The organism is Actinomadura sp. (assembly GCF_044508335.1).
Taxonomy (GTDB): Bacteria; Actinomycetota; Actinomycetes; order Streptosporangiales; family Streptosporangiaceae; genus Spirillospora.
The window spans coordinates 65,394-87,299 of sequence record NZ_JBIQHY010000002.1; the positions used below are offsets into that span (position 1 = coordinate 65,394).

The following is a 21,906-nucleotide window of genomic DNA, read 5'->3' on the forward strand; positions in this document are numbered from 1 at the left end:
GGGTTCAGGATGCGGTGCGGCGCATCCCCTCGGAGATCTTCTCGGCGGCGGCGGCGACGGGGCCGGCGTGCAGGCGGCCGGGGGAGCGGGTCAGCCGCTCCAGGGGGCCGGACACCGAGACGGCGGCGATCACCCGGCCGCCCGCGCCGCGGATGGGGGCGGACACGGACCCGACGCCCTGCTCGCGCTCGGCCACGCTCTGCGCCCAGCCCCGCCGCCGGACGGACGCGAGCGTGGTCGCGTCGAACTTGGCGTTGCGCAGCCCCCGGTGCAGCCGGTCGGGCTCCTCCCACGCGAGCAGGATCTGCGCGGCCGAGCCCGCCGTCATCGGCAGCGCCGCCCCGACCGGGACGGTGTCGCGCAGGCCGCTGGTCCGCTCGGCGGCGGCGACGCAGACCCGGACGTCCCCCTGGCGGCGGAACAGCGAGGCGCTCTCCCCGGTGAGGTCGCGCAGCTGCGCGAGGATGGGCTGGGCGATCGCGAGGAGGCGGTCCTCCCCGGCGGCGACGGCCAGCTCGGCGAGCCGCGGCCCGAGGATGAAGCGGCCCTGGGTGTCGCGGTGCACGAGGCGGTGGTGCTCCAGCGCGACGGCCAGCCGGTGGGCCGTGGGGCGGGCGAGCCCGGTCGTCTGGACGAGCTGGGCCAGGGAGGCCGGGCCGGCCTCCAGCGCGTTCAGCACGAGAACGGCTTTGTCAAGTACGCCGACTCCGCTAGAGTTGTCCATGTCTTGATATTGACGTCTCGTAATATGAGATTGCAAGTCGAGGTGACCGAGACCACGGCGCGACGGAGCGCCGCAGACCATCAGGTGAGGTGGGAGTGATGGGCCGAACACTGGCCGAGAAGGTCTACGACGCGCACGTCGTGCGTCGCGCCGAGGGTGAGCCCGACCTCCTCTACATCGACCTGCACCTCGTGCACGAGGTGACGAGCCCGCAGGCGTTCGACGGACTGCGGATGGCCGGCCGCAAGGTCCGCCGCCCCGACCTGACGATCGCCACCGAGGACCACAACGTCCCGACCACGGACCTGCTCAAGCCCATCGCCGACCCGGTGTCGCGCACCCAGGTCGAGACGCTGCGCAAGAACTGCTCCGACTTCGGGATCCGGCTGCACCCGATGGGCGACGACGGGCAGGGCATCGTGCACGTCATCGGCCCGCAGCTCGGCCTGACCCAGCCGGGCATGACGGTCGTCTGCGGCGACTCGCACACCTCCACGCACGGCGCGTTCGGCGCGCTCGCGTTCGGCATCGGCACCAGCGAGGTCGAGCACGTCCTCGCCACGCAGACGCTGCCGCAGGTGCAGCCGAAGACGATGGCCGTCACCGTGGACGGCGAGCTGCCCGAGGGCGTCACCGCCAAGGACCTCATCCTCGCGGTCATCGCTCGGATCGGCACCGGCGGCGGCCAGGGCCACATCATCGAGTACCGCGGCGAGGCGATCCGGTCCCTGTCGATGGAAGGCCGCATGACGGTCTGCAACATGTCCATCGAGGCCGGCGCCCGCGCCGGGATGATCGCGCCGGACGAGACGACGTTCGCCTATCTCAAGGGCCGCCCCCACGCCCCGCAGGGCGAGGACTGGGACAGGGCCGTCGAGTACTGGACGTCCCTGCGCACCGACGACGACGCGGTCTTCGACAAGGAGGTCGTGATCGACGCGGCCGAGCTGACGCCGTTCGTCACCTGGGGCACCAACCCGGGGCAGGGCCTGCCGCTCGGCGAGTCCGTGCCCGACCCGGCGTCGTTCGCCGACCCCGTCCAGCGCCAGGCCGCCGAGCGCGCGCTGGAGTACATGGGCCTCACCGCCGGGATGCCGCTCCGCGACATCGAGGTCGACACCGTCTTCGTCGGCTCCTGCACCAACGGCCGCATCGAGGACCTCCGCGCGGTCGCCTCCGTCCTGGAGGGCCGCCGGGTCGCCGACGGCGTCCGCATGCTGGTCGTCCCCGGCTCCATGAAGGTCAAGAAGCAGGCCGAGGAGGAGGGCCTCGACCGGGTCATCGCGGCCTCCGGAGCCGAGTGGCGCGAGGCCGGGTGCTCGATGTGCCTGGCGATGAACCCGGACAAGCTCACGCCCGGCGAGCGCAGCGCCTCCACGTCCAACCGCAACTTCGAGGGCCGGCAGGGGCCCGGCGGCCGCACCCACCTGGTGTCGCCCGCCGTCGCCGCCGCCACCGCCGTCACCGGCCGCCTGACCGCCCCCGCCGACCTCTGAGCCAAGGAACCACGATGGAAGCGTTCACCACCTACACCGGGCGCGCGGTCCCGCTGCGCCGCAGCAACGTCGACACCGACCAGATCATCCCCGCCGTCTGGCTCAAGCAGGTCAGCCGGACCGGCTTCGACAAGGGCCTGTTCTCCGCCTGGCGCGAAGACCCCGGCTTCGTCCTGAACCAGCCCCAGTACGAGGGCGCCGGCATCCTGGTCGCCGGCCCCGACTTCGGCACCGGCTCGTCCCGCGAGCACGCAGTCTGGGCGCTGCAGCAGTACGGCTTCCGCGTCGTCATCGCGCCGCGCTTCGGCGACATCTTCCGCAACAACTCCACCAAGATGGGCCTGCTCCCCGTCATCCTGACCGGCGAGCAGGTCGAGGACCTCCAGAGCCGCGTCGAGAAGGACCCCTCTCTGGAGATCACCGTCGACCTCGGTGAGCGCGAGGTCCGCTACGACGGCGTCGTCGCCTCCTTCGACATCGACGACTACACCCGCTGGCGCCTCATGGAGGGCCTCGACGACATCGGCCTGACCCTCCGCCACGCCGAGGACATCGGCGCCTACGAGGAGTCCCGCCGCCCCTGGTTGCCGACCACGGTCTGACCCGCGGCGGCGCCGAAGACACCCCCGGACGCACCGGCGAGCATGGGCACCAGGGACAATTTCCCTCGTGCCATGCTCGCCGAGCGTTTGGGGGAACGGAATTGGGCGCGGTCCCGTGGAGTGGGCCCGAGTGGGACGATCCCGCGTTGACGCTGCTCGCGCACCAGTTGCGTGACGCTCACAAGGCCGTCGCGCCGCTCCCGCCGGAGACGCGGCAGCGGCTCATCCGGCACCTGCTGGCGATCACCGATCTGGCGAAACGGGACGCCACGCTGGCGGCCCGCAGGCTGGAGGCGTTCCTCGCCGATTTCCAAGACGGGCCCGGCGTCGGTTAGCGTGCGCAGTGACCGGATCCGGTCCGGTCACCCGGCGAGACGGGGGCGAGGCCGACAAAAACGCCAGCGACACGCCAACTTCTGCGTGCAGGTGATTGTGTCCATGCAGCAGGTCCCTTAGTTTCGGTCGGGCAAGGGGGGAACAGAGGAGTAACCCATGAACAAGCGTGAGCTGGTCGACGCCATCTCTGACCGGCTGGGCAGCAAGAAGGCCGCAGCCGAGGCCGTCGACGCGATCCTGGAGGCGATCCAGACCGCCGTCGCCAAGGGCGACAAGGTCGCGATCACCGGGTTCGGTTCGTTCGAGAAGGCCGACCGGCCTGCCCGTACGGCCCGCAACCCCGCAACGGGCAAGACCATCGAGGTTCCCGCGACGTCCGTGCCGAAGTTCAAGGCCGGCGCCGACTTCAAGAACCTGGTGGCCGGCAAGAAGTAGCCTCACCGCGACAGCGCCCGGGACCGTCAGGGTTCCGGGCGCTGACGCGTTCAGGACGGCCCGCGGCCCTCGGGACGGCGGCGCGTTCCGGACGGCAGCGGGAACGTCGACAGCGTGATCGCGCGGACGCGGTCGCCGTCGAGGGCGAGGTTCACCCGCTGGCCGAACCGCAGCAGGCGCAGCCCGCCCGCCGCGAACGCGTCCGCGTCGAACGCCAGCTCCGTCCCGTCGTCGAGCAGCACGCTGCCCGACCGGGTCTCCGCGTCGAACGCCTTCACCGTCCCCTGCATGAGCGGAACTCTAGGCCAACGACGGCAGCCGGGCCGCGACCTCGGCGGTGCGGGGGCCGGCGCCGAGCGCGAGGGCGGCGCGGAGGTCGTCCGGGGTGTCGACGTCGCGGCGTACGCTGTCGGTGCCGGGCAGGAGGATCTCCGCCGCGCCGCGGGCGCGGTGCGCCTCGCGGGACCCGCCGCCGAACGCGGGCGCGAACGGCACCCCCGGCCGGACGGTGTACAGGGTCGTGCCGACGCCCGCCGCGTCCGGGACGAACGCCTCGGGCACGGCCGCGGCCGCGTCGAGCACGCGGGCGAGTTCGTCCGGCCGCAGCGCGGGCAGGTCCGCGGAGAGGGCGCCGACGCCGGCGTCCGGGGACGCCTCCCGGCCCCGGCCGGCGCCGTACACCAGGGCCGGGTTCAGCCCGGCGTCCGGCACGTCCGGCACCACGCGGGCGCCGAGGGCGGCGAGGTCGGCCGCCGGAAGGGGATCGTCGGTGACAACGATCACGTCGCGGACCCGGTCGCAGCGCAGCGCCGCGGCGACCGTGTCGGCCGCGACCGCGCGCGCGAGCGCCTCCCGGTGCGGGCCCGCCGCCGCGGCCATGCGGGTCTTCGCCCTGGCCAGGACCTTGACCGGGACGACGAGCGACCAGTGGAGATGAGGCCCGCCGTGCGCAGCGGCGGGCCGAGCTGTTGTAGACATGGCAACTCGACACTATGCGCACGCAACCGCGACACTTGAGGACACCCCATGTTCATCCGGGGGATGAACCGAGGAGGGGACGGAATGAGGAGGGGACGGGCATGAGCCACGGGTACTCGCCGGGCTGGCGGAAGCTCACGATCGTCATCCTGCGCCCGCTGCTTTTCGGGCTCCTGAAACGGGACTGGCGGGGCCGGGGCAACGTCCCGAAGAAGGGCGGCGTCATCATCGCCGCCAACCACATCTCCGAGTCCGACCCCCTCGCGCTCGCCCACTTCGTCTACGAGGCGGGCCGCTACCCCGTCTACCTGGCCAAGTCCACGCTGTTCGACGTGAAGTTCATCGGCACCGTGCTGCGCGGCACCGGCCAGATCCCCGTGTACCGCGACCGCGCCGACGCGGCACTCGCCCTCAAGGACGCGGAGAAGGCGCTGGTCGACGGCGAATGCCTGATGTTCTACCCGGAGGGCAGCTGCACCCGCGACCCGGAGCTGTGGCCGATGACCGGCCAGACGGGCGTCGCGCGGATGGCGCTGAAGACGGGCGCCAAGGTCGTCCCGGTGGCGAGCTGGGGCGCGCACGAGCTGATGCCGTACAAGAAGGGCGAGCAGACGGGCCTCGCGGGGAGCCTGAAGAAGGGGTTCCACCCGCTGCCCCGCAAGACGATGAAGGTGATCGCCGGGCCGCCCGTCGACCTGTCCAGGTACGAGGGGCTGCCGCTCAGCCGGGAGACGCTGCGGGCCGCGACCGACGACATCATGGACGCGATCACGAACCTGCTCGCCGAGCTGCGCGGCGAGGAGCCGCCCGCGGAGCGCTACGACCACCACCGGGTGCTGGAGGAGCGCCGCCGCGCGGCCCGCGCGGTCACGGCCCCGGTCCCGGAGCCGCCGGGGCCGCCCGCGCCGGAGGCCGGGTCCGCCGCGAAGCGGAAGGCGGCCGGCTCGTGACCTTCCGTACCGCGGTGATGGGCGCCGGCTCCTGGGGGACGACGTTCACCAAGCTGCTGCGCGACGCCGGCGGCGAGGCGGTCCTGTGGGGCCGCCGGCCCGAGGTCGTCGAGGCGGTCAACGAGCGGCACGAGAACCCCGACTACCTGCCCGGCGTCACGCTGCCGGTGGGCGTGCGCGCGACGCTGGACCCGGCGGAGGCGCTGAAGGGCGCCGACTTCGTCGCGCTGGCCGTCCCCGCGCAGACGCTCCGGCAGAACCTCCGCGAGTGGCTGCCGCACCTGCCGCCGGACGCGGTGCTCGTCAGCCTGATGAAGGGCGTCGAGATCGGCACCTCGCTGCGGATGTCGGAGGTCATCCGCGAGGTCGCCGGCGTCCCGGAGGAGCGCGTCGGCGTGTTCTGCGGCCCCAACCTGGCCCGGGAGATCGCGAGCGGGGAGCCGGGCGCCGCCGTCGCCGCGTGCGTGGACGAGTCCGTCGCGCAGCGCCTCCAGGCCGCGACGATGACCCCCTACTTCCGCGTCTACACCTCCACCGACATGGTCGGCTGCGAACTGGGCGGCGCGGTGAAGAACATCGTCGCGCTGTGCGTCGGCATGTCGGTCGGGCTCGGGTTCGGCGCCAGCACCCAGGCCCTGCTCATCACCCGCGGGCTCGCCGAGATCGCCCGGCTGGGCGCCGCACTCGGCGCCGACGAGCACACCTTCGCGGGCCTCGCCGGGATGGGCGACCTCGTCGGGACGTGCATCTCGCCGCTGTCGCGGAACCGGACGTTCGGCGAGAACCTCGGCCGCGGCATGACCCTGGACGAGGTCATCGCCGCCACCAAGCAGACCGCCGAGGGCGTCAAGTCGTCCGAGGCGGTGCTGGAGCTCGCCCGCAAGCACGGCGTGGAGATGCCGATCACCGAGGCGGTCACCGCCGTCCTGCACCACGGCATGCCGATCAAGGAGGCGGCCGTCTCGCTCATCTCGCGCTCCCCGAAGCCCGAGCGGTACGGGGTGTGATGTGCGGCCGCGCCCGGTTCGCTCATGGCCCGCGCGGGCTGATCAACGGTAGGGTCGGACGTCATGTCCCAGGTTTCTAAGATCCGCGTGGCCGTGGTCTTCGGCGGGCGCAGCTCCGAGCACGCGATCTCGTGCGTGACCGCCGGCGCCGTCATGGCCGCCATCGACCGGGACCGGTACGAGGTGGTGCCGATCGGCATCGCCCGCGACGGCCGCTGGGTGCTCCCGCCCGCCGACCTGCGGCTCGCGATCGAGGACGGCCGGCTGCCCGAGGTGACCGGCGGCGGCGGCGTCCTCGCCCTTCCGTTCGACCCCGGCAGCCGCGGGCTGATGGTCGTCCAGCCGGGCGAGATCCCCGAGACGCTCGCCGAGGTCGACGTCGTCCTGCCGCTGCTGCACGGCCCCTACGGGGAGGACGGCACCATCCAGGGCCTCCTCGACCTCGCGGGCGTCCGGTACGTCGGCGCCGGGGTGCTGGCGAGCGCCGTCGGCATGGACAAGGGGTACATGAAGCTCGTCTGGCAGGCGCGCGGCCTGCCCGTCGGCCCGTACGTCCTGGTCGGCGACCGGGAGTGGCGGCGCGAGCGCAAGCGCAAGATCGACGAGATCAAGGAGCTGGGGCTCGCCGACGGCACCCCGGTCTTCGTCAAGCCGGCCCGCGCCGGATCGAGCATGGGCATCACCCGCGTCACCGCTGAGGCCGACCTGGAGGCGGCGGTCGAGGCGGCCCGCGAGCACGACCCGAAGGTGATCGTCGAGGCCGCCGTCGAGGGACGCGAGATCGAGTGCGGCGTCCTCCAGGGCGAGGACGACGGCCCGGCCGAGGCGAGCCTGCCCGCCGAGGTGCTGATGGCGGGCGGCCACGACTTCTACGACTTCGAGACCAAGTACCTCGACGGCACCACCCGGCTGGCCATCCCGCCGGACCTGCCGCCCGCGGCGATCGAGGAGGTCCGCCGCGTCGCCGTGCAGGCGTTCGAGGCCCTCGACTGCGAGGGCCTCGCCCGCGTCGACTTCTTCCACACCCCCGACGGCCGCTGGATCCTCAACGAGATCAACACCATGCCGGGCTTCACCCCGGCGTCGGCGTTCCCGCAGATGTGGGCGGCGACCGGGCTGGACTACCCGGCGCTGGTCGACCGGCTCATCCAGACGGCGCTGAAGCGCCCGACCGGCCTGCGCTAGCCGGACCGGCCGCGCCGGGCGGGCGGCGCGGCTAGTCGAACGGGAGCCAGTCGCCGCCCTTGAGGGTGGACGCGTCGGTCGCGTGCGCGCCCGCCTCCGAGGTCGTCCAGAGGGTATCGCCCACGATCAGGGAGCGGGTGACGGCGTTGCCCGGGTACAGGCCGGGATGCCGGACCGTCCCGGCCTTCGTGATGCCGTCGCCGGTGACCTTGAGGGTGAGGGCCTCGGCCGTCCCGCCGCCCGGCCGCGTCACCGGGACGACGGTCAGGCCGGACTTCGGCCAGTACAGGAACGCGTGCGGGTCGAACTCCACCTGCGACGTGGTGCCCGGGACGGTGTAGGAGGCGATCCTGCGGGGCTCGCCGGAGACGTCGAAGAGGGAGGCCTGGAGGCCGGTCGTGCGGCCGGACGTACCGGCCTCCTGCCCGACGCCGAGGAGCCGGCCGCCGGCCGCAGGGTGCAGGTAGGCCGAATAGCCGGTGATCTTGAGTTCGCCGGTGAGGCGGGGGCGGCGCGGGTCCGTCAGGTCGAGCGCGTAGAGCGGGTCCGTCCGCCGAACGTCACGACGTAGGCGGCGGGTCGATGACCTCGAGCCGCTGTCCCGCGACCACCGCGATCCTGCGGCCGTCGGTCTTCACCAGATCCGGCTCGTCCGCGCCGGGCTCGTGGGCGTTGGTCGGGGAGTGCTCCCGCGGCGCGGGGGAACTGCCGGGCAGCCGGCCCCCGCCCAGCGCCCACACCTGGTCACCGGGCAGGACGGGGAGGCCCTCGAATCCGGTGGGGCCGACCTTCTCGGCCGTGGCGCTGCGCAGGTCCTCAAGGAGGGCGTCGCAGCCGCCGGACGCGATGAGCCGCGCCGCGGGCGCCCGGCTCGGCCGGTCTCCGGGACCGGACGGTCCGGAGCATCCGGCGATCCCGGCCAGCAGCAGAACCGTCGCGGCCGGTGCGGAGAGACGACCACGCATGGACGTTGGACGCGCGCACCGCCCACCCGGTTCCACGAGTGCCGCATTCGCGGTGATGCCGGGCTAACGCGGACGTCGGACCGTTGAAACCGCCCGGTAACAGCCGGTTGGCACGATCGAGCCATCGCCGTCCAGCCGAGAGGATCGCTCCCGATGACGTCAGCCGCCGTATTCGACCTCGACGACGACAGGACGCGGCCGGTCCGCGGCCACGACCACTGGCACCCCGACATCCCCGGCGTCGCCGAGGTCATCACCGGCGGCTCGGTCCGGCTGGAGTGCCCCGGCCGCGAGGCCGGGGGCACCCGGGTCCTGCTGTGCGGCCCCCTCGTCGTCGTCGGCGCGGAACCGGGCGACGTCGTCGTCGTGGACGTGCTCGGCGTCGGGCGGCCGGGCGGCCTGCGCGACGCCGGCGGGCATCCCGGGGTCATCGGCTGCGCGCCGTCCGCACCCGTGGCGGTGCCCGGCGGCGCGCGGGACCGCGACGTCGGCGGCTGCCGCATCGCCCGGCTCACCGCCGGGTCGCGCGTGCTGCTGCCGGTGCGGGTGCGCGGCGCCAAGCTGTCCGCCGGCGACCTGCACTTTCCCGCGCGCGGCAGCGTCGGCTGCGCCGGCGCCGGGCGGCCGGGCTGGATCGACCTGCGCGTCCACCTCACCCGCCGGGGGACCGAGCGGTTCGGGGTGACCGGCCCGATGCTGATGCCGAGCCCCTGCTAACCGCCCTCGCCCTCCGGCCGTCCGCCCTTCCTCTTCTCGTGCGCGGCGATCAGGGTGTCGATCTGGACGCTGAGCCGGGAGCCGAGCGGCCAGCCGATGTAGTGGGTGAGGAAGATGCCGATCTCGCGCAGCTCGTCCGGCGACACCTCCCCGTTGGCCAGCGCCGCCGGGATCTGGATGTCGAGGACGTCGTTGAGCCCCTGGCCGGCGAGCACGCCGATGAGCAGGAGGCGCCGGTCCCGCAGGGTGAGGCCCGGGCGGGTCCAGATGTCGCCGAAGAGGTGGTCGACGGTGATGCCGAAGAAGTCGCCGGGCGCGTCCCCGATCTCCCAGCCGTAGACCTGCCGCATCATCTCCAGACCGCGCTCGCGCCGCTCGCGCGGGCCGTCCGCGCCCTCAGTCATCGGTGTCTCCCACCAGGCCGAGGCCGGGGCCGAAGCGTTCCCGGGCGATGCGGGCGAGCGGCACGTCGACGCCCAGCTCGTCCGCCAGCTCCAGGGCGAGGGTCAGGTCCTTCTCGCCCAGGTCGCGGGTGTGGCGCAGGATGTCGTAGAGGTCGTCGTCCGGCCGCAGCGGCGCGGTCGTCGGGCGCAGCATGATCGAGCCGGCGCCGCCGGTGATCGCGTCGGTGTGCCGCACGACCCGGCCCAGCTTCCGCAGCGACACTCCCGACGCCTCCGCCAGCCGCTGCGCCTCGGCGGCGGCCGTGAACGAGACGAAGTGCAGCATGTTGCGGGCCAGCTTCGCGCGGGTGCCCGCGCCGACCGGCCCCATGTGCAGGACGAGCCCCGCCCAGGCGGCGAACGGTTCGCGGCAGCGCTCGAACGCCTCGTCCGTCCCGCCGACCATCACCGCGAGGCTGCCCGCGTTCGCGCCCATGAACCCGCCGCTGACCGGCGCGTCCACCACCTCGATGTCGTACCGCTTCGCCCGCGCCGCGAGGTCCTCGGCGGTCTTCGCGCGGATGGTGGAGTGGACGGCGAGGACCGTGCCGGGACGGGCGCTCGCGAGCACCTCGTCGCCCACCTCGTTCACCTGGGCGTCGTCCCGCACCATGACCGAGACGAGCTCGGCGTGCGCGGCGACGTCCGCGACGCTCCGCGCCGCCCGCGCGCCCGCCTCCACCAGCGGCGCCATCGCCTCCGGGCGCGCGTCGTACACCACCAGCCCCCGCCCGGCGAGGTGCCCCGCCATGGGGGCGCCCATCTGGCCGAGCCCGATGAATCCGACGGTCATGAGCGGAACACCTCGCCGCCGTCCACGTTGACGATCTGGCCGGTGATCCATGCGGCGTCGTCCGACAGCAGGAACAGGCACGCGCCGACGAGGTCCTCGGGGGTGCCCATCCGCTTCAGCGCCATCTTGTCCTGGACGATCTTCTGCGACATGCCGCCGGGGACGACCGCGCGGTTGGCCGGGGTGTCGATCGGGCCGGGCGCGATCGCGTTCACCCGGATGTTCATGCCGCCCAGCTCGTGCGCGAGCTGCTGCGTGAGCCCGTTGACGCCGACCTTGGCCAGCCCGTAGAAGCCGGAGTACTGCCAGGCGGCCGTGGACGACTGGTTCACGATGGAACCGCCCCCGCGCTCCTGCATGGACGGGAGGCAGGCGCGGGTGCACAGCAGCGCGCCGTCCATGTTCACGGACATGAACTTCTTGTAGTAGTCCCAGTCGACGGTGAAGAGGAAGTCCAGCTTCATCGTCCCGAAGACGGCGGCGTTGTTGACGAGGTGGTCGATCCCGCCGAACCGCTCCTTCGCGCCCGCCGCCATGGCCTCCACGGACGCCGGGTCGGAGACGTCCGTCCGGACGAACAGGCCCTTGACGTCGTCGGCGACGTCCTGGCCGCGCTCGTCCACGTCCGCGACGACCACGTGCGCGCCCTCGGCTGCGAGCGCCCGCGCGTACGCTTCGCCGATGCCCTGCGCGGCCCCGGTGACCACCGCGACCTTCCCCTCGAACCTCATGCGCCCTCCGCGATCGCCTTGGTCTCCAGGTACTCCTCGAACCCGGCCACGCCCATCTCGCGGCCGATGCCCGACTGCTTGTAGCCGCCGAACGGGACGTCCGCGCCGTACCAGACGCCGCCGTTCACGCTGACCGTCCCGGTGCGCAGCCGCCGCGCCACGGCGCGCGCCCGCTCGGCGTCGCCGCCGTGCACCGCGCCCGACAGGCCGTACGGCGAGTCGTTCGCGATCCGCACCGCGTCGTCGTCGCCGTCGTGCGGCAGCAGCACCAGCACCGGCCCGAAGATCTCCTCGCGCGCCGCGCGGGCGTCGTTCGACAACCCGGTGATCAGCGTGGGCTCGATCCAGAAGCCCCGGTCGCGGTCCCGCGGGCGCCCGCCGCCGCACGCGAACGACCCGCCCTCCTTGACGGCCAGCTCCAGGTAGCCCTCGATCCGCTCGCGCTGCTCGGCGGAGATGACCGGGCCGCAGACCGTCCGGTCGTCGCCGGGGTCGCCGGCGCCGAGCCTGCTCAGCGTGCCCGCCGTGATCTCGGCGGCCTCGTCGTAGCGGTCGCGCGGGACGAGGATCCGCGTCGTGATCGCGCAGCCCTGCCCGGCGTGCGCGACGCCGGAGAACGCCGCGTACGAGCAGGCGGCGCGCAGGTCGGCGTCGTCCAGCACCACGAACGCGGACTTGCCGCCCAGTTCGAGGAAGACCCTCTTGAGGGTGGCGGCGGCGCTCGCCATCACGTTCCGCCCCGTCGCGGTGGAGCCGGTGAACGACACCAGGTCGACGCGCGGGTCCCGCGCCAGCTGGGCGCCCAGCCCGTGGTCGGACGACGTCACGATGTTGACGACGCCGGCCGGGATGTCGGTCTCCTCGGCGATGACCTCGCCGAGCACGGCCGCGCACCACGGGGTGTCGGGCGCCGGCTTCAGCACCACCGTGTTCCCCGCCGCCAGCGCCGGCCCCAGCTTCGCCAGGTTGATCTGGTGCGGGAAGTTCCACGGCGTGATGGCGCCGACGACGCCCGCCGCCTCCCGGAGGATCCTCCGATCGCTGGGCATCCCCATGGGCTCGGCCCGCCCGAGGTCCCGTTCCCACTCGTAGGACTCGGCGAGGTCGGCGAACCACCCCAGATCTTCGACGGGCGCGTCCAGCTGCGCCCCGAACGTCAGGAACCGGGGCGCGCCCACCTCCTGGACGGTGAGCTCGCGCAGCTCGCCGGAGCGCCGCCGCAACCCGTCCCGGAGCTGGCGCAGGCACCGGACCCGGAACGCGTGGTCCGCGGCCCAGCCGGTCTCGTCGAAGGCGCGCCGCGCCGCGCCGATCGCGCGGTCCATGTCGGCGGCGGTGGCGTCGGCGGCGGTGCCGAGCACCTCCTCGGTCGCGGGATTGATCGTCTCGAAGGCGCCGCCCGTCCCGGGGACGAGCCGCCCGTCCAGCAGCAGCAAGCGATCGGTAGTTCTGGACACCTGTCCAGACTACAGTTCAGGGCACGCCGGAGCGCAAGACCCGGCGCCCGGAAAACCCGTTGCACCCCTTTTGCCGCCGGTGGCACCGTGGAGCACGTCACCGCGGGCGACACCTCCCACGCGATCCCGCGCGGCTCTACCCCAACCGGCAGAGGGACCACTCTCAGGAAGTGGACGCTCCGGGTTCGAATCCCGGGGGCCGCACGCACACCTCCGTAGTCCAACGGCAGAGACGGCAGCATGAGGTGCTGTGCGCTGGGGGTTCGAATCCCTCCGGAGGTACGACACGGGGCGGCGCCGACGCTCGGAGAGTCGGGCCTGGCTGTAACCCAGGCGCCTCGCGCTGAGTGGGTTCGAATCCCACCCGCCCCACCTTGCAGCGCCCCCGGCCAGGCGGACGGCGTCCGGGTCGACCCGGCGCCCTGATCGGGGCCGGCTGTTGCGCGGCGCGTGTTGCTGAACTAATGTCTGGACACGTGTCCGGTAATGAGCGGCTGACGACCGAGCCCACCCGCCGCCGCCTCACCGAGCGGCAGGCCGACACGGTGCGGCGGCTGACCGACGCCGCCGTGGTGGAGGTCGGCGAGACCGGCTACGAGGGACTGACCGTCCGCAACGTGGCCAAGCGCGCCGGCGTGGCCCCCGCGACCGCCTACACCTACTTCGCGTCCAAGAACCACCTGATCACCGAGGTGTTCTGGCGGCGGCTCAGCGCGCTGCCCCCGGTCGAGGCGGACGGCACGCTGCTCGACCGCGTGGTGGAGACGCTCCGCGACATCGCCCTGCTGGTGTCGGACGAGCCGGAGCTGGCGGCGGCGTGCACCACCGCGCTGCTCGGCACCGACCCCGACGTCCGCGAGCTGCGGATGCGGATCGGCGTCGCGATCCGCGAGCGGCTGCGGGCCGCGCTCCGCGAGCACGACGACCCCAAGATCCTCGGCGCGCTGGAGCTGGCCTACACCGGCGCGCTCGTGCACGCGGGCATGGGCTACACGTCCTACGCCCGCATGGCCGACCGGCTCGCCGAGATGGCGGAGCTCATCCTGCCCGACCCCCCGGAGTGAGGTGACGGCCGTGGACCCTGCCGCGCAGGTCTCCTACAGCCCGTTCGACTACGCCGTCCACGAGGACCCCTACCCCCTCTACGCGCGCCTCCGCGAGGAGGCGCCCCTCTACCGCAACGACGAGATCGGCTTCTGGGCGCTGTCCCGGCACGCCGACGTCGCGGCGGCGTTCCGGGACCACGCGACGTTCTCCAGCTCCCACGGCGTCTCGGTGGAGCCGAGCGCCTGGGGGCCGCACGCGCACCGGACGATGTCGTTCCTGGCCCTCGACCCGCCGCGGCACACGCGGATGCGCGCGCTCGTGTCGAAGGGCTTCACGCCGAGGCGCGTCAAGGAGATGGCGGACGACATCCGCCGGCTGACTCTGCGCCATCTTGAGCCCGCCCTGGAAAAGGGGGAGTTCGACTTCGTCGCCGACTTCGCCGGGCTGCTGCCCATGGACGTCATCTCCGAGATGATGGGCGTCCCCGAGGCCGACCGGGCGGAGGTGCGGCGGCTCGCCGACACCGTCGTCCACCGGGAGGAGGGGCTGAACGACGTCCCGCCCGCCGGGATGGACGCGGCGCTCACCCTGGTCGGCTACTACCAGGACATGGTCGCCGAGCGCCGCCGCAAGCCGACCGGCGACCTGACGTCGGCGCTGCTGGACGCCGAGATCGACGGCGACCGGCTGGACGACACCGAGATCATCGCGTTCCTGTTCCTGATGGTCGTCGCCGGCAACGAGACCACGACGAAGCTGCTCGCCAACGCGCTGTACTGGGGCGCGCGGAACCCCGCGCAGGCGGCCAAGCCGCTGCGCGACCCGGCGCGGGTGGACGACTGGGTGGAGGAGACGCTCCGCTACGACACCTCCAGCCAGATGCTGGCCCGCAGGGTCGCCGAGGACGTCGAGCTGCACGGGGTGCGGGTCCCCGCGGGCGACCGCGTGCTGCTGCTGGTCGGCTCGGCCAACCGCGACCCGCGCGTGTTCCCCGAGGCCGACGCCTACGACCTCGACCGCGACACCTCGCAGCTCGTCAGCTTCGGCGGCGGGCGGCACTTCTGCCTCGGCGCGAACCTGGCCCGGCTGGAGGCCCGCATCGCGCTGACCGAGTTCGTGCGGAACGTCGCCTCCTACGAGGTCGACTTCGCGAACGCCGAGCGGGTGCACTCGGTGAACGTCCGCGGGTTCGCGGCCCTGCCCGTCAGCGTGGAGGTGCGGTAGATGCCCAGGTTCGACCCCCACCCGGAGCGGCGCCCGGCCGTGGTGGCGGGCGCGTCGTCCGGCATCGGCGCGGCCACCGCGACGGCCCTGGCGGCGGCCGGGCACCCGGTGGCGCTCGGCGCGCGGCGCGCCGGGAGATGCGCGGAGCTGGCCGCGACGATCCGCGCGGGCGGGGGAGAGGCGTTCGCGCACCCGCTGGACGTGAGCGACTCCGACTCGGTCAAGGCGTTCGCGGCGGCGGCCGGCGACGCGCTCGGCCCGATCGAGATCGTGGTGTCCAGCGCCGGAGACCTGTCCGCGCGGCGCCTCCACGAACTCGACCCGGACGACTTCCTCGCGCAGGTGCAGGTCCACCTCGTCGGCGCGCACCGCCTCGTGTCGCACTTCGTCCCGCCGATGGTGGCGCGGCGGCGCGGCGACATCGTGTTCATCTCGTCCGACACCGTCCCCGCCCCGCGCTCCTGGACGGGCGCCTACGCCGCGGCGAAGAACGGCGTGGAGGGCATGGCCCGCACCATGCAGATGGAGCTGGAGGGGACGGGCGTGCGGGCGTCCATCGTCCGGCCCGGCCCCACCGCCACCGGCATGGGCATGACCTGGGACGCGGACACCACCGGCGCCGTCCTTGAGGACTGGGTGAAGTGGGGCCACGCCCGCCACCCCTACTTCCTGCGCCCGTCCGACGTCGCCGCCGCAGTCGCCGCGATCGTCGCGACGCCGCGCGGCGCCCATCTCCGGCTCGTCGAAGTCCAGCCCGAAGCCCCCCTGGAGGATTCATGACCGCTTTGGTGGAGCCGCGCGTCGTGTCGGGCGGTCCCGACCACCTGGAGGAGCTGCGCACCGACCCGATCGGGCTGATGCGCCGCGTCCGGGACGAGTGCGGCGACGTCGGCGAGTTCCGGCTCGCCGGGCGGCGCGTGGTGCTGCTGTCCGGCGCCGAGGCCAACGAGTTCTTCTTCCGCGCCCCCGACGAGGAGCTCGACCAGGCCGAGGCGTACCCGTTCATGACGCCGATCTTCGGGGAGGGCGTGGTGTTCGACGCCACCCCCGAGCAGCGCCGGGAGGCCCTGCACAACCAGGCGCTCAAGGGCTCGTTCATGAAGGGGCACGCCGCGACGATCGCCGCCGAGGTCGACCGGATGGTCGCCGGCTGGGGCGACGAGGGCGAGATCGACCTGCTCGACTGGTTCGCCGAACTGACGATCTACACCTCGTCGGCGTGCCTGATCGGGCGCAAGTTCCGCGAGCAGCTCGACCGCCGGTTCGCCGACCTGTACCACGACCTGGAGCGCGGCACCGACGCGATCGCCTACGTCGACCCGTACGCCGACATCGAGAGCTTCCGCAAGCGCGACGCGGCGCGCGCGGCGCTCGTCGAGCTCGTCCAGGGGATCATGGACGGCCGGGAGCCGAACCCGCCCAAGGAGGACCGGGACCTCCTCGACGTCCTGATGTCCGTGAAGGACGCGGACGGCGCGCTGAGGTTCGACGCCGACCAGGTCACCGGCATGTTCATCTCGATGATGTTCGCCGGGCACCACACCACGTCCGGCACCGCCGCCTGGACGCTCATCGAGCTGCTGCGCCACCCCGGCGTGCTGGACGGCGTCGTCCGGGAGCTGGACGAGCTGTACGCCGACGGCCGCGAGGTGTCGTTCCAGGCGCTGCGCGCCATCCCCAGGCTGGAGTCGGCGATCAAGGAGGCGCTGCGGCTGCACCCGCCGCTGATCCTGCTGCTGCGGGTCGCGAAGAACGACCACGAGGTCCTCGGCCACCGCATCCCCGCGGGCACCATGGTCGGCTGCAGCGTCGCGGTCTCCAACCGGATCCCCGAGGACTTCCCCGACCCCGACGCCTTCGACCCGGACCGCTACGTCGCACCCCGCGAGGAGGACCTCCTGCACCGCTGGACGTGGGTGCCGTTCGGCGCCGGACGGCACCGCTGCGTCGGCGCGAACTTCGCGATGATGCAGCTCAAGGCCATCTTCTCCGTCCTGCTCCGGGACTGGGAGTTCGAGTTCGCGCAGCCGCCCGAGACCTACCGCAACGACCACTCCAAGATGGTCGTGCAGCTCGCCCGGCCGTGCGCGGTCCGCTACCGCAGGAGGCGCCGGTGAGGATCGAGGCCGACCTGGACCTGTGCCAGGGACACGCCATGTGCGAGCTGGAGGCCCCCGACGTCTTCGAGGTTCCGCGCAAGGGCAAGGTGCGCGTCCTCGACCCCGAGCCGCCCGAGGACGCGCGCGCCGAGGTGGCCGCCGCCGTCCGCTACTGCCCCACCCAGGCCCTCAGACTGCTGGAGACGTGATGCCGTCCTTCCCCCGAGAAGAGCTCGACGCGATGGTGGAGCACTGGCTGGCGGAGAACCGCCGGTGCGAGGAGCTCGGCGACTGGCGCCCGCTCGCCGACCTCTACACCGAGGACGCCACCTACGGCTGGAACATCGGCCCGAACCAGGACTTCATGGCCGTCGGCCGCGACGAGATCCGCGACATCGCGCTCGGCCTGGAGATGGGCGGCCTCGACGGCTGGACGTACCCGTACCAGAGCATCCTCGTCGACGAGGTCAAGGGCGAGGTCGTCGGGTTCTGGAAGCAGGTCGCCGACGCCGTGCGCCCCGACGGGACGCCCTACGAGGTGCCCGGCATCGGCGGGTCCTGGTTCCGGTACGCGGGGAACCGGCAGTGGTCGTGGCAGCGCGACTGGTTCGACCTCGGCAACGTCACGTCGGTGTTCGTCGAGATGATGAAGGCGGACGTGCTGTCGGACGGGATGAAGCGCCGCCTGGAGCGGGCCTCGTCCGGCGAGCCGGTCCCCGGCTACTACCCGCGCGGGGAGAGCCCCGTCCCCATCTGGTGATCAGATCTGGCCCTCGGGCTTCGCCGGGATCGTCGCCTCGATCGACGGCCCCAGCTCGATCAGCACGTCCCCGGCCGGGTTGTACTTCGGCGGCACCGTCACCTCGACGTACGCCTGCCGTCCCACCGCCGTCCAGGTCACCGGCCGGTCGGCGGGCGTGCCGAACCAGTCGATCCCGTTGATGGTCACCAGCTCCGACGTGGGCCGGAGCGCGGCGGGCCGCGGCACGCCGCAGCGCAGCGCGATCGGGGGCGACCCCCACGCGGCGGTCAGCGGCGAGTCCGGGGAGGTGTCGCGGCGCTCCTGGCCGTGCACCTTCTCGGGCAGCCGCAGGCCCGCGCAGAGCCGCGCGCCCGCCGCGTCCGGGCTCGGCACGGGCACCTGCACGGCCCCGTCGCCGCACCCCGCCGCCGGCGCGGCCAGCGCCGCCGCCCAGACCAGTGCGAGGAACCGCGCGCCCCGCCCGCGGGAACGACCTCCCGGCACGAGCCCTCTAGATGTGGACAATCGGACAGGTGAGGGTGCGGGTGATGCCTTCGACCGCCTGGATCTGCGCCACGACGAGCTTGCCCAGCTCGTCGACGTTGCGCGCCTCCGCCCGGACGATGACGTCGTAAGGCCCCGTGACGTCCTCAGCCAAGGTGACGCCGGTCACGCCGCGGATGTGGCCCGCCACCTCGGCGGCCTTACCGACTTCGGTCTGGATGAGGATGTAGGCCTGCACCATCACGTCCTCCCCAAGCGGAGAATCAACCGTCGGACGGTTCACCGTATCGTGTTACGCGCCGTCGCGGGGCCCCCGGGGTGCCGGGTGCCGCCGCGACGCGTGCGGATCAGGCGGAACACGGGGGAACGGGCGCGGATGGGCACGATCGGCGAGCTTGGCGAGTTCGGGTTGATCGGCCGGCTGACGCGGCGGCTGCCGCCGGGTCCGGCGGTCCGGCTCGGCCCGGGCGACGACGCCGCCGTGGTCGCCGCGCCGGACGGCCGCGTCGTCGCGACCACCGACCTGCTGGTGGAGGGGCGCCACTTCCGCCGCGACTGGTCCGGCCCCTACGACATCGGACGCAAGGCCGCCGCGCAGAACCTCGCCGACGTCGTCGCGATGGGCGCGCGGCCGACCGCCCTCCTCATCGGGTTCGCGGCGCCGGCCGAGACCGGCGCCGGCTGGGCCGAGCGGCTCTACGACGGGTTCGCGGACGAGTGCCGCGCCGCCGGGGCCTCCGTCGCCGGCGGCGACGTCGTCTCCGCACCGCAGGTCACGCTCGCGGTCACCGCGCTCGGCGACCTGGGGGGCGAGGCGCCGCTGCTGCGGTCCGGGGCCCGGCCCGGAGACGTCGTGGCCGTGCGGGGCAGGCTCGGGTTCGCCTCCGCCGGGCTCGCCCTGCTCACCGAGGGGCGCGACGGGCCCGCAGAGCTGATCGCGGCGCACCGGCGCCCGGAGCCGCCCTACGGCGCGGGGGACGAGGCGCGGGCGCACGGCGCCACCGCGCTGCTGGACGTGAGCGACGGGCTCGTCCAGGACCTCGGGCACATCGCGGACGCGAGCGGCGTCCGGATCGAGATCGACTCCGCGGACGTCCCCGTCCCGGACGTCCTCGGCCCGGACGGGCTGCGGCACGCGCTCACCGGCGGCGAGGACCACGCGTTCGCCGGCACGTTCCCCGGCGCGCCGCCGCCGTCCTGGTCGCGGATCGGCGTCGTGGCAGCGGGTTCGGGGGTGCGCGTGGACGGACGCGAACCGCCGCCCGGCGCATGGGATCACTTCGCCGTCTGAACGGCGCCCTCACGGACCGCGTACAGCCGAGTGCGTTGAAGCATCCGGTAGGCAGGTTTGGTACGGGTTTGGTATACATCCTGTGATCGAAGAGGGATGGGATGGGACGACACACGAGGCACGAGCACCCGGACGACGAACCCCTGCCGGGCGTCCCCGCGTCCCAGGGTCCGTACTACGGCGCTCCCGCCGACCCGTCCTACGACGCCTTCTCCGGGCCGACCGACGACCGCGTGTTCGTGTCGTCGTACGAGCGCCCCCGGCCGGGGCCGCCGCCGCCCGCCGAGCGCCAGCACGGCCCTCCCCGCGGCTACCGGTTCGACCCGCTCCCCGGCGACTATCCGGGCGACTACCCCGGCGCCCCCTCCGCCGCCCCGGCCCCCGAGAAGCCCCCGGAACGCCCGCGCGACCGGCCGGACCCCCGCACCGAACCGTCCGACGGGCGCGGCTGGACGAAGTTCATCTCGATGCTGCCGCTCCCGATGCTGCCGATCGTCGCGCTCGTCGTCGCCGTCGGCATCGTCTCCTACGCGCTGAGCACGCAGCAGATCTCGCTCAACTTCGCGGGCGGCACTCCCCGGGACACCGTCACCAACCCGCGCGACAGCCAGGTCTCCCAGCGCGGCCCTGGCGAGCGCGCGGGCCGCGGCGCCGCCCGCGACGACGGCCTCATCATCGCCTTCCGGGTCGCGTCGAGGACGCCCGGCGGTTTCAAGGCCACCGCCACCATCGCCAACAAGGGCCCGCGGCCCGTCACCGCGTGGGCGCTCGCCTTCAAGATCCCGAACGCCTCGGTCACCGCGATCAGCGGCGCCGCCGTCGTCCGCACCGGCAGCGTCGCCTTCGTCCGGGGCCGCAGCGGCATCGCGCCCGGCGACAAGGTCCGCATCGTGTTCACCGCGCGCGGCACCGCGTCCCGGCCGTCCTCCTGCATCCTCAACAAGCTTCCCTGCGCGCTGGTCTGAGGCCGGATCGCCGAGCCGGTCGGATCACCCTAAAGTGGGCGGTATGTCGCGTATTCCGTCCTCGTCCACGACCCCGCCCCTCGTCCTCACGATCGCGGGCTCGGACTCCGGCGGCGGCGCCGGCATCCAGGCCGACCTGAAGACCATGCTCGCCCACGGCGTCCACGGGATGAGCGTCATCGCCGCCGTCACCGCGCAGAACTCCCTCGGCGTCCAGGGCTACTGGGAGCTGCCGCCCGAGGCGGTGCGCGCGCAGCTCGACTCGGTGCTGTCCGACATCGGCGTGCACGCGATCAAGACCGGGATGCTCGCGTCCACGGTGCTGGTGGAAATCGCCGCCGAGGCCATCGCCGCGTCGGACGCGCCGGCCGTCGTCGACCCGGTGGGCGTCTCCAAGCACGGCGACTCGCTGCTCGCCCCCGAGGCCGTGCACGCCGTCCGCTCGGCCCTCGTCCCGGCCGCGACCGTCGTCACGCCCAACCTCTACGAGGTGGAGCAGCTGACCGGCGTCAAGGTCGTGGACGAGGCCGGCCTGCGCGAGGCCGCCGAGGCCGTCAAGGCGCTCGGCCCGGAGTGGGTGCTGATCAAGGGCGGCCACCTGCCGGGCGAGCCCGCCGACCTCCTGTTCGACGGGGAGAACGAGCACCACTACACGGCCCCCCGGCACGACAACCGCCACACCCACGGCACCGGCTGCACCCTGGCCTCCGCCATCGCGTCCAACCTGGCCCTGGGCGACGACGTGCCGACGGCCGTCGCCAAGGCCAAGGAATACGTGACGGGCGCGATCGCCGCGGGGTTCCCCCTCGGGGCCGGCATCGGCCCGGTCGACCACGCCTGGCGCCACCGCTCCTGATCAACGCGCGCGTCCGCGATCGCGGGGGAAGGCCCGGACATGCGAAAGCCGGCCCATCGGAGCGAACCGATGAGCCGACTCGGAGTCCAGCGGGGCGTGCCGCTCCGGCGGCGGCCCGGGAGGTCAGACCGTGGGCTTGACGACCTTGCCGGCCTTGATGCAGGACGTGCAGGCGTTGATGCGCTTGGTGCTGCCGTTCACGACGGCGCGGACGCGCTGGATGTTGGGGTTCCAGCGGCGCGGGGTGCGGCGGTGCGAGTGGGAGACGCGCATGCCGAAACCGGGTCCCTTGCCGCAGACGTCGCAGACGGAAGCCACGGGAAACTCCAAGTGGTGTCGATGCTCTGGCCGGAGCGCCG

General features: G+C 73.4%; 28 protein-coding genes, 3 tRNA genes and 1 pseudogene. 20 read left to right on the top strand and 12 right to left on the bottom strand.

Annotated features, from left to right (window positions below; all coding sequences use genetic code 11):
• Positions 1-4: 4 nt before the first annotated feature.
• A complete protein-coding gene (locus tag ACIWVC_RS01320) occupies positions 5-724 on the bottom strand; it encodes an IclR family transcriptional regulator (protein WP_396445853.1) in 720 nt (239 codons plus the stop codon).
• A 98-nt stretch (positions 725-822) separates the two neighbouring features.
• Here ACIWVC_RS01320 and leuC point away from each other — a divergent pair, with 98 nt between their 5' ends.
• The 4 genes from leuC to ACIWVC_RS01340 all read left to right on the top strand — a co-directional run bounded on the left by leuC (position 823) and on the right by ACIWVC_RS01340 (position 3,593).
• Complete coding sequence (gene leuC, locus ACIWVC_RS01325) at positions 823-2,220, top strand: 3-isopropylmalate dehydratase large subunit (protein WP_396445854.1); 1,398 nt, start codon at positions 823-825, stop codon at positions 2,218-2,220.
• 14 nt (positions 2,221-2,234) lie between these two features.
• Positions 2,235-2,822: a 3-isopropylmalate dehydratase small subunit gene (gene leuD / locus ACIWVC_RS01330; protein WP_396445855.1), complete on the top strand. Its 588-nt coding sequence runs from the start codon at positions 2,235-2,237 to the stop codon at positions 2,820-2,822.
• A gap of 146 nt (positions 2,823-2,968) precedes the next feature.
• Positions 2,969-3,157: a hypothetical protein gene (locus tag ACIWVC_RS01335; RefSeq protein ID WP_396445856.1), complete on the top strand. Its 189-nt coding sequence runs from the start codon at positions 2,969-2,971 to the stop codon at positions 3,155-3,157.
• 157 nt (positions 3,158-3,314) lie between these two features.
• Positions 3,315-3,593 (top strand): HU family DNA-binding protein, encoded by a 279-nt coding sequence (locus tag ACIWVC_RS01340; RefSeq protein ID WP_026403810.1) that lies wholly within the window; start codon positions 3,315-3,317, stop codon positions 3,591-3,593.
• Positions 3,594-3,643: 50 nt separating this feature from the next.
• Here ACIWVC_RS01340 and ACIWVC_RS01345 read toward each other — a convergent pair whose 3' ends face one another.
• Complete coding sequence (locus ACIWVC_RS01345; RefSeq protein ID WP_396445857.1) at positions 3,644-3,883, bottom strand: hypothetical protein; 240 nt, start codon at positions 3,881-3,883, stop codon at positions 3,644-3,646.
• 10 nt (positions 3,884-3,893) lie between these two features.
• Complete coding sequence (cofC, locus tag ACIWVC_RS01350) at positions 3,894-4,571, bottom strand: 2-phospho-L-lactate guanylyltransferase (RefSeq protein ID WP_396445858.1); 678 nt, start codon at positions 4,569-4,571, stop codon at positions 3,894-3,896.
• Between the two features lie 101 nt (positions 4,572-4,672).
• Between cofC and ACIWVC_RS01355 the strand changes: the two genes are divergently transcribed.
• The 3 genes from ACIWVC_RS01355 to ACIWVC_RS01365 all read left to right on the top strand — a co-directional run bounded on the left by ACIWVC_RS01355 (position 4,673) and on the right by ACIWVC_RS01365 (position 7,713).
• Positions 4,673-5,521, top strand: coding sequence for a lysophospholipid acyltransferase family protein (locus ACIWVC_RS01355; RefSeq protein WP_396445859.1), 849 nt, complete (start codon positions 4,673-4,675; stop codon positions 5,519-5,521).
• Between the two features lie 17 nt (positions 5,522-5,538).
• The gene (locus ACIWVC_RS01360) at positions 5,539-6,528 is read left to right on the top strand and encodes an NAD(P)H-dependent glycerol-3-phosphate dehydrogenase (protein ID WP_396445960.1); all 990 of its coding nucleotides are present in this window, start codon (positions 5,539-5,541) and stop codon (positions 6,526-6,528) included.
• Positions 6,529-6,591: 63 nt separating this feature from the next.
• A complete protein-coding gene (locus ACIWVC_RS01365; protein WP_396445860.1) occupies positions 6,592-7,713 on the top strand; it encodes a D-alanine--D-alanine ligase family protein in 1,122 nt (373 codons plus the stop codon).
• Positions 7,714-7,744: 31 nt separating this feature from the next.
• Here ACIWVC_RS01365 and ACIWVC_RS01370 read toward each other — a convergent pair.
• Together ACIWVC_RS01370 and ACIWVC_RS01375 are read right to left on the bottom strand one after the other, a co-directional pair.
• Positions 7,745-8,257, bottom strand: a pseudogene (locus tag ACIWVC_RS01370) (beta-propeller domain-containing protein); the annotation flags it as partial.
• Positions 8,258-8,273: 16 nt separating this feature from the next.
• Entirely contained in the window at positions 8,274-8,678 is a 405-nt protein-coding gene (locus tag ACIWVC_RS01375; RefSeq protein ID WP_396445861.1) for a beta-propeller domain-containing protein, read from the bottom strand.
• 153 nt (positions 8,679-8,831) lie between these two features.
• On the opposite strand from ACIWVC_RS01375, the gene ACIWVC_RS01380 reads away from it, so the two are divergent.
• A complete protein-coding gene (locus ACIWVC_RS01380; protein WP_396445862.1) occupies positions 8,832-9,395 on the top strand; it encodes an acetamidase/formamidase family protein in 564 nt (187 codons plus the stop codon).
• Here the strand turns inward: ACIWVC_RS01380 and ACIWVC_RS01385 are convergent.
• From ACIWVC_RS01385 to ACIWVC_RS01400, 4 genes are read right to left on the bottom strand one after another with little or no spacing between them, the layout of a single operon-like run.
• Positions 9,392-9,799, bottom strand: coding sequence for a carboxymuconolactone decarboxylase family protein (locus tag ACIWVC_RS01385; RefSeq protein ID WP_396445863.1), 408 nt, complete (start codon positions 9,797-9,799; stop codon positions 9,392-9,394). The two genes, ACIWVC_RS01380 and ACIWVC_RS01385, sit on opposite strands and share 4 nt — an antisense overlap.
• Complete coding sequence (locus ACIWVC_RS01390) at positions 9,792-10,631, bottom strand: NAD(P)-dependent oxidoreductase (protein ID WP_396445864.1); 840 nt, start codon at positions 10,629-10,631, stop codon at positions 9,792-9,794. The genes ACIWVC_RS01385 and ACIWVC_RS01390 overlap by 8 nt, the downstream gene beginning before the upstream one ends.
• On the bottom strand, positions 10,628-11,362 hold the full coding sequence (locus ACIWVC_RS01395; RefSeq protein ID WP_396445865.1) for an SDR family oxidoreductase: 735 nt from the start codon (positions 11,360-11,362) through the stop codon (positions 10,628-10,630). The genes ACIWVC_RS01390 and ACIWVC_RS01395 overlap by 4 nt, the downstream gene beginning before the upstream one ends.
• The gene (locus tag ACIWVC_RS01400; protein ID WP_396445866.1) at positions 11,359-12,819 is read right to left on the bottom strand and encodes an aldehyde dehydrogenase; all 1,461 of its coding nucleotides are present in this window, start codon (positions 12,817-12,819) and stop codon (positions 11,359-11,361) included. The genes ACIWVC_RS01395 and ACIWVC_RS01400 overlap by 4 nt, the downstream gene beginning before the upstream one ends.
• 130 nt (positions 12,820-12,949) lie before the next feature.
• On the opposite strand from ACIWVC_RS01400, the gene ACIWVC_RS01405 reads away from it, so the two are divergent.
• The 9 genes from ACIWVC_RS01405 (at position 12,950) to ACIWVC_RS01445 (ending at position 17,949) form a co-directional block, all read left to right on the top strand.
• Positions 12,950-13,023 (top strand) — tRNA-Leu (locus ACIWVC_RS01405).
• A gap of 5 nt (positions 13,024-13,028) precedes the next feature.
• Positions 13,029-13,101 (top strand) — tRNA-Leu (locus tag ACIWVC_RS01410).
• A gap of 6 nt (positions 13,102-13,107) precedes the next feature.
• A tRNA-Tyr gene (locus ACIWVC_RS01415) sits at positions 13,108-13,191 on the top strand.
• A 104-nt stretch (positions 13,192-13,295) separates the two neighbouring features.
• Complete coding sequence (locus ACIWVC_RS01420; protein WP_396445867.1) at positions 13,296-13,883, top strand: TetR/AcrR family transcriptional regulator; 588 nt, start codon at positions 13,296-13,298, stop codon at positions 13,881-13,883.
• Positions 13,884-13,893: 10 nt separating this feature from the next.
• Positions 13,894-15,090, top strand: coding sequence for a cytochrome P450 (locus ACIWVC_RS01425; RefSeq protein WP_396445868.1), 1,197 nt, complete (start codon positions 13,894-13,896; stop codon positions 15,088-15,090).
• Complete coding sequence (locus ACIWVC_RS01430) at positions 15,091-15,870, top strand: SDR family oxidoreductase (RefSeq protein WP_396445869.1); 780 nt, start codon at positions 15,091-15,093, stop codon at positions 15,868-15,870.
• The gene (locus ACIWVC_RS01435; RefSeq protein ID WP_396445870.1) at positions 15,867-17,207 is read left to right on the top strand and encodes a cytochrome P450; all 1,341 of its coding nucleotides are present in this window, start codon (positions 15,867-15,869) and stop codon (positions 17,205-17,207) included. Before ACIWVC_RS01430 ends, ACIWVC_RS01435 begins: the two co-directional genes overlap by 4 nt.
• Positions 17,204-17,398 (top strand): ferredoxin, encoded by a 195-nt coding sequence (locus ACIWVC_RS01440; protein WP_396445872.1) that lies wholly within the window; start codon positions 17,204-17,206, stop codon positions 17,396-17,398. Before ACIWVC_RS01435 ends, ACIWVC_RS01440 begins: the two co-directional genes overlap by 4 nt.
• Positions 17,398-17,949, top strand: coding sequence for a nuclear transport factor 2 family protein (locus ACIWVC_RS01445; protein ID WP_396445873.1), 552 nt, complete (start codon positions 17,398-17,400; stop codon positions 17,947-17,949). Before ACIWVC_RS01440 ends, ACIWVC_RS01445 begins: the two co-directional genes overlap by 1 nt.
• Here ACIWVC_RS01445 and ACIWVC_RS01450 read toward each other — a convergent pair whose 3' ends face one another.
• Positions 17,950-18,435, bottom strand: coding sequence for a DUF3515 domain-containing protein (locus ACIWVC_RS01450; protein WP_396445874.1), 486 nt, complete (start codon positions 18,433-18,435; stop codon positions 17,950-17,952). It lies immediately after the preceding gene.
• 7 nt (positions 18,436-18,442) lie between these two features.
• Positions 18,443-18,676, bottom strand: a complete 234-nt coding sequence (locus ACIWVC_RS01455; RefSeq protein ID WP_396445875.1) for an Lrp/AsnC ligand binding domain-containing protein — start codon at positions 18,674-18,676, stop codon at positions 18,443-18,445.
• A gap of 135 nt (positions 18,677-18,811) precedes the next feature.
• On the opposite strand from ACIWVC_RS01455, the gene ACIWVC_RS01460 reads away from it, so the two are divergent.
• The 3 genes from ACIWVC_RS01460 (at position 18,812) to thiD (ending at position 21,547) form a co-directional block, all read left to right on the top strand.
• The gene (locus tag ACIWVC_RS01460) at positions 18,812-19,726 is read left to right on the top strand and encodes a thiamine-phosphate kinase (RefSeq protein ID WP_396445876.1); all 915 of its coding nucleotides are present in this window, start codon (positions 18,812-18,814) and stop codon (positions 19,724-19,726) included.
• Between the two features lie 101 nt (positions 19,727-19,827).
• Complete coding sequence (locus ACIWVC_RS01465) at positions 19,828-20,691, top strand: cellulose binding domain-containing protein (protein ID WP_396445877.1); 864 nt, start codon at positions 19,828-19,830, stop codon at positions 20,689-20,691.
• Positions 20,692-20,734: 43 nt separating this feature from the next.
• Positions 20,735-21,547: a bifunctional hydroxymethylpyrimidine kinase/phosphomethylpyrimidine kinase gene (gene thiD, locus ACIWVC_RS01470; RefSeq protein ID WP_396445878.1), complete on the top strand. Its 813-nt coding sequence runs from the start codon at positions 20,735-20,737 to the stop codon at positions 21,545-21,547.
• Between the two features lie 123 nt (positions 21,548-21,670).
• Here thiD and rpmB read toward each other — a convergent pair whose 3' ends face one another.
• Positions 21,671-21,865, bottom strand: a complete 195-nt coding sequence (rpmB, locus tag ACIWVC_RS01475; protein ID WP_030164391.1) for a 50S ribosomal protein L28 — start codon at positions 21,863-21,865, stop codon at positions 21,671-21,673.
• Positions 21,866-21,906 lie beyond the last annotated feature (41 nt).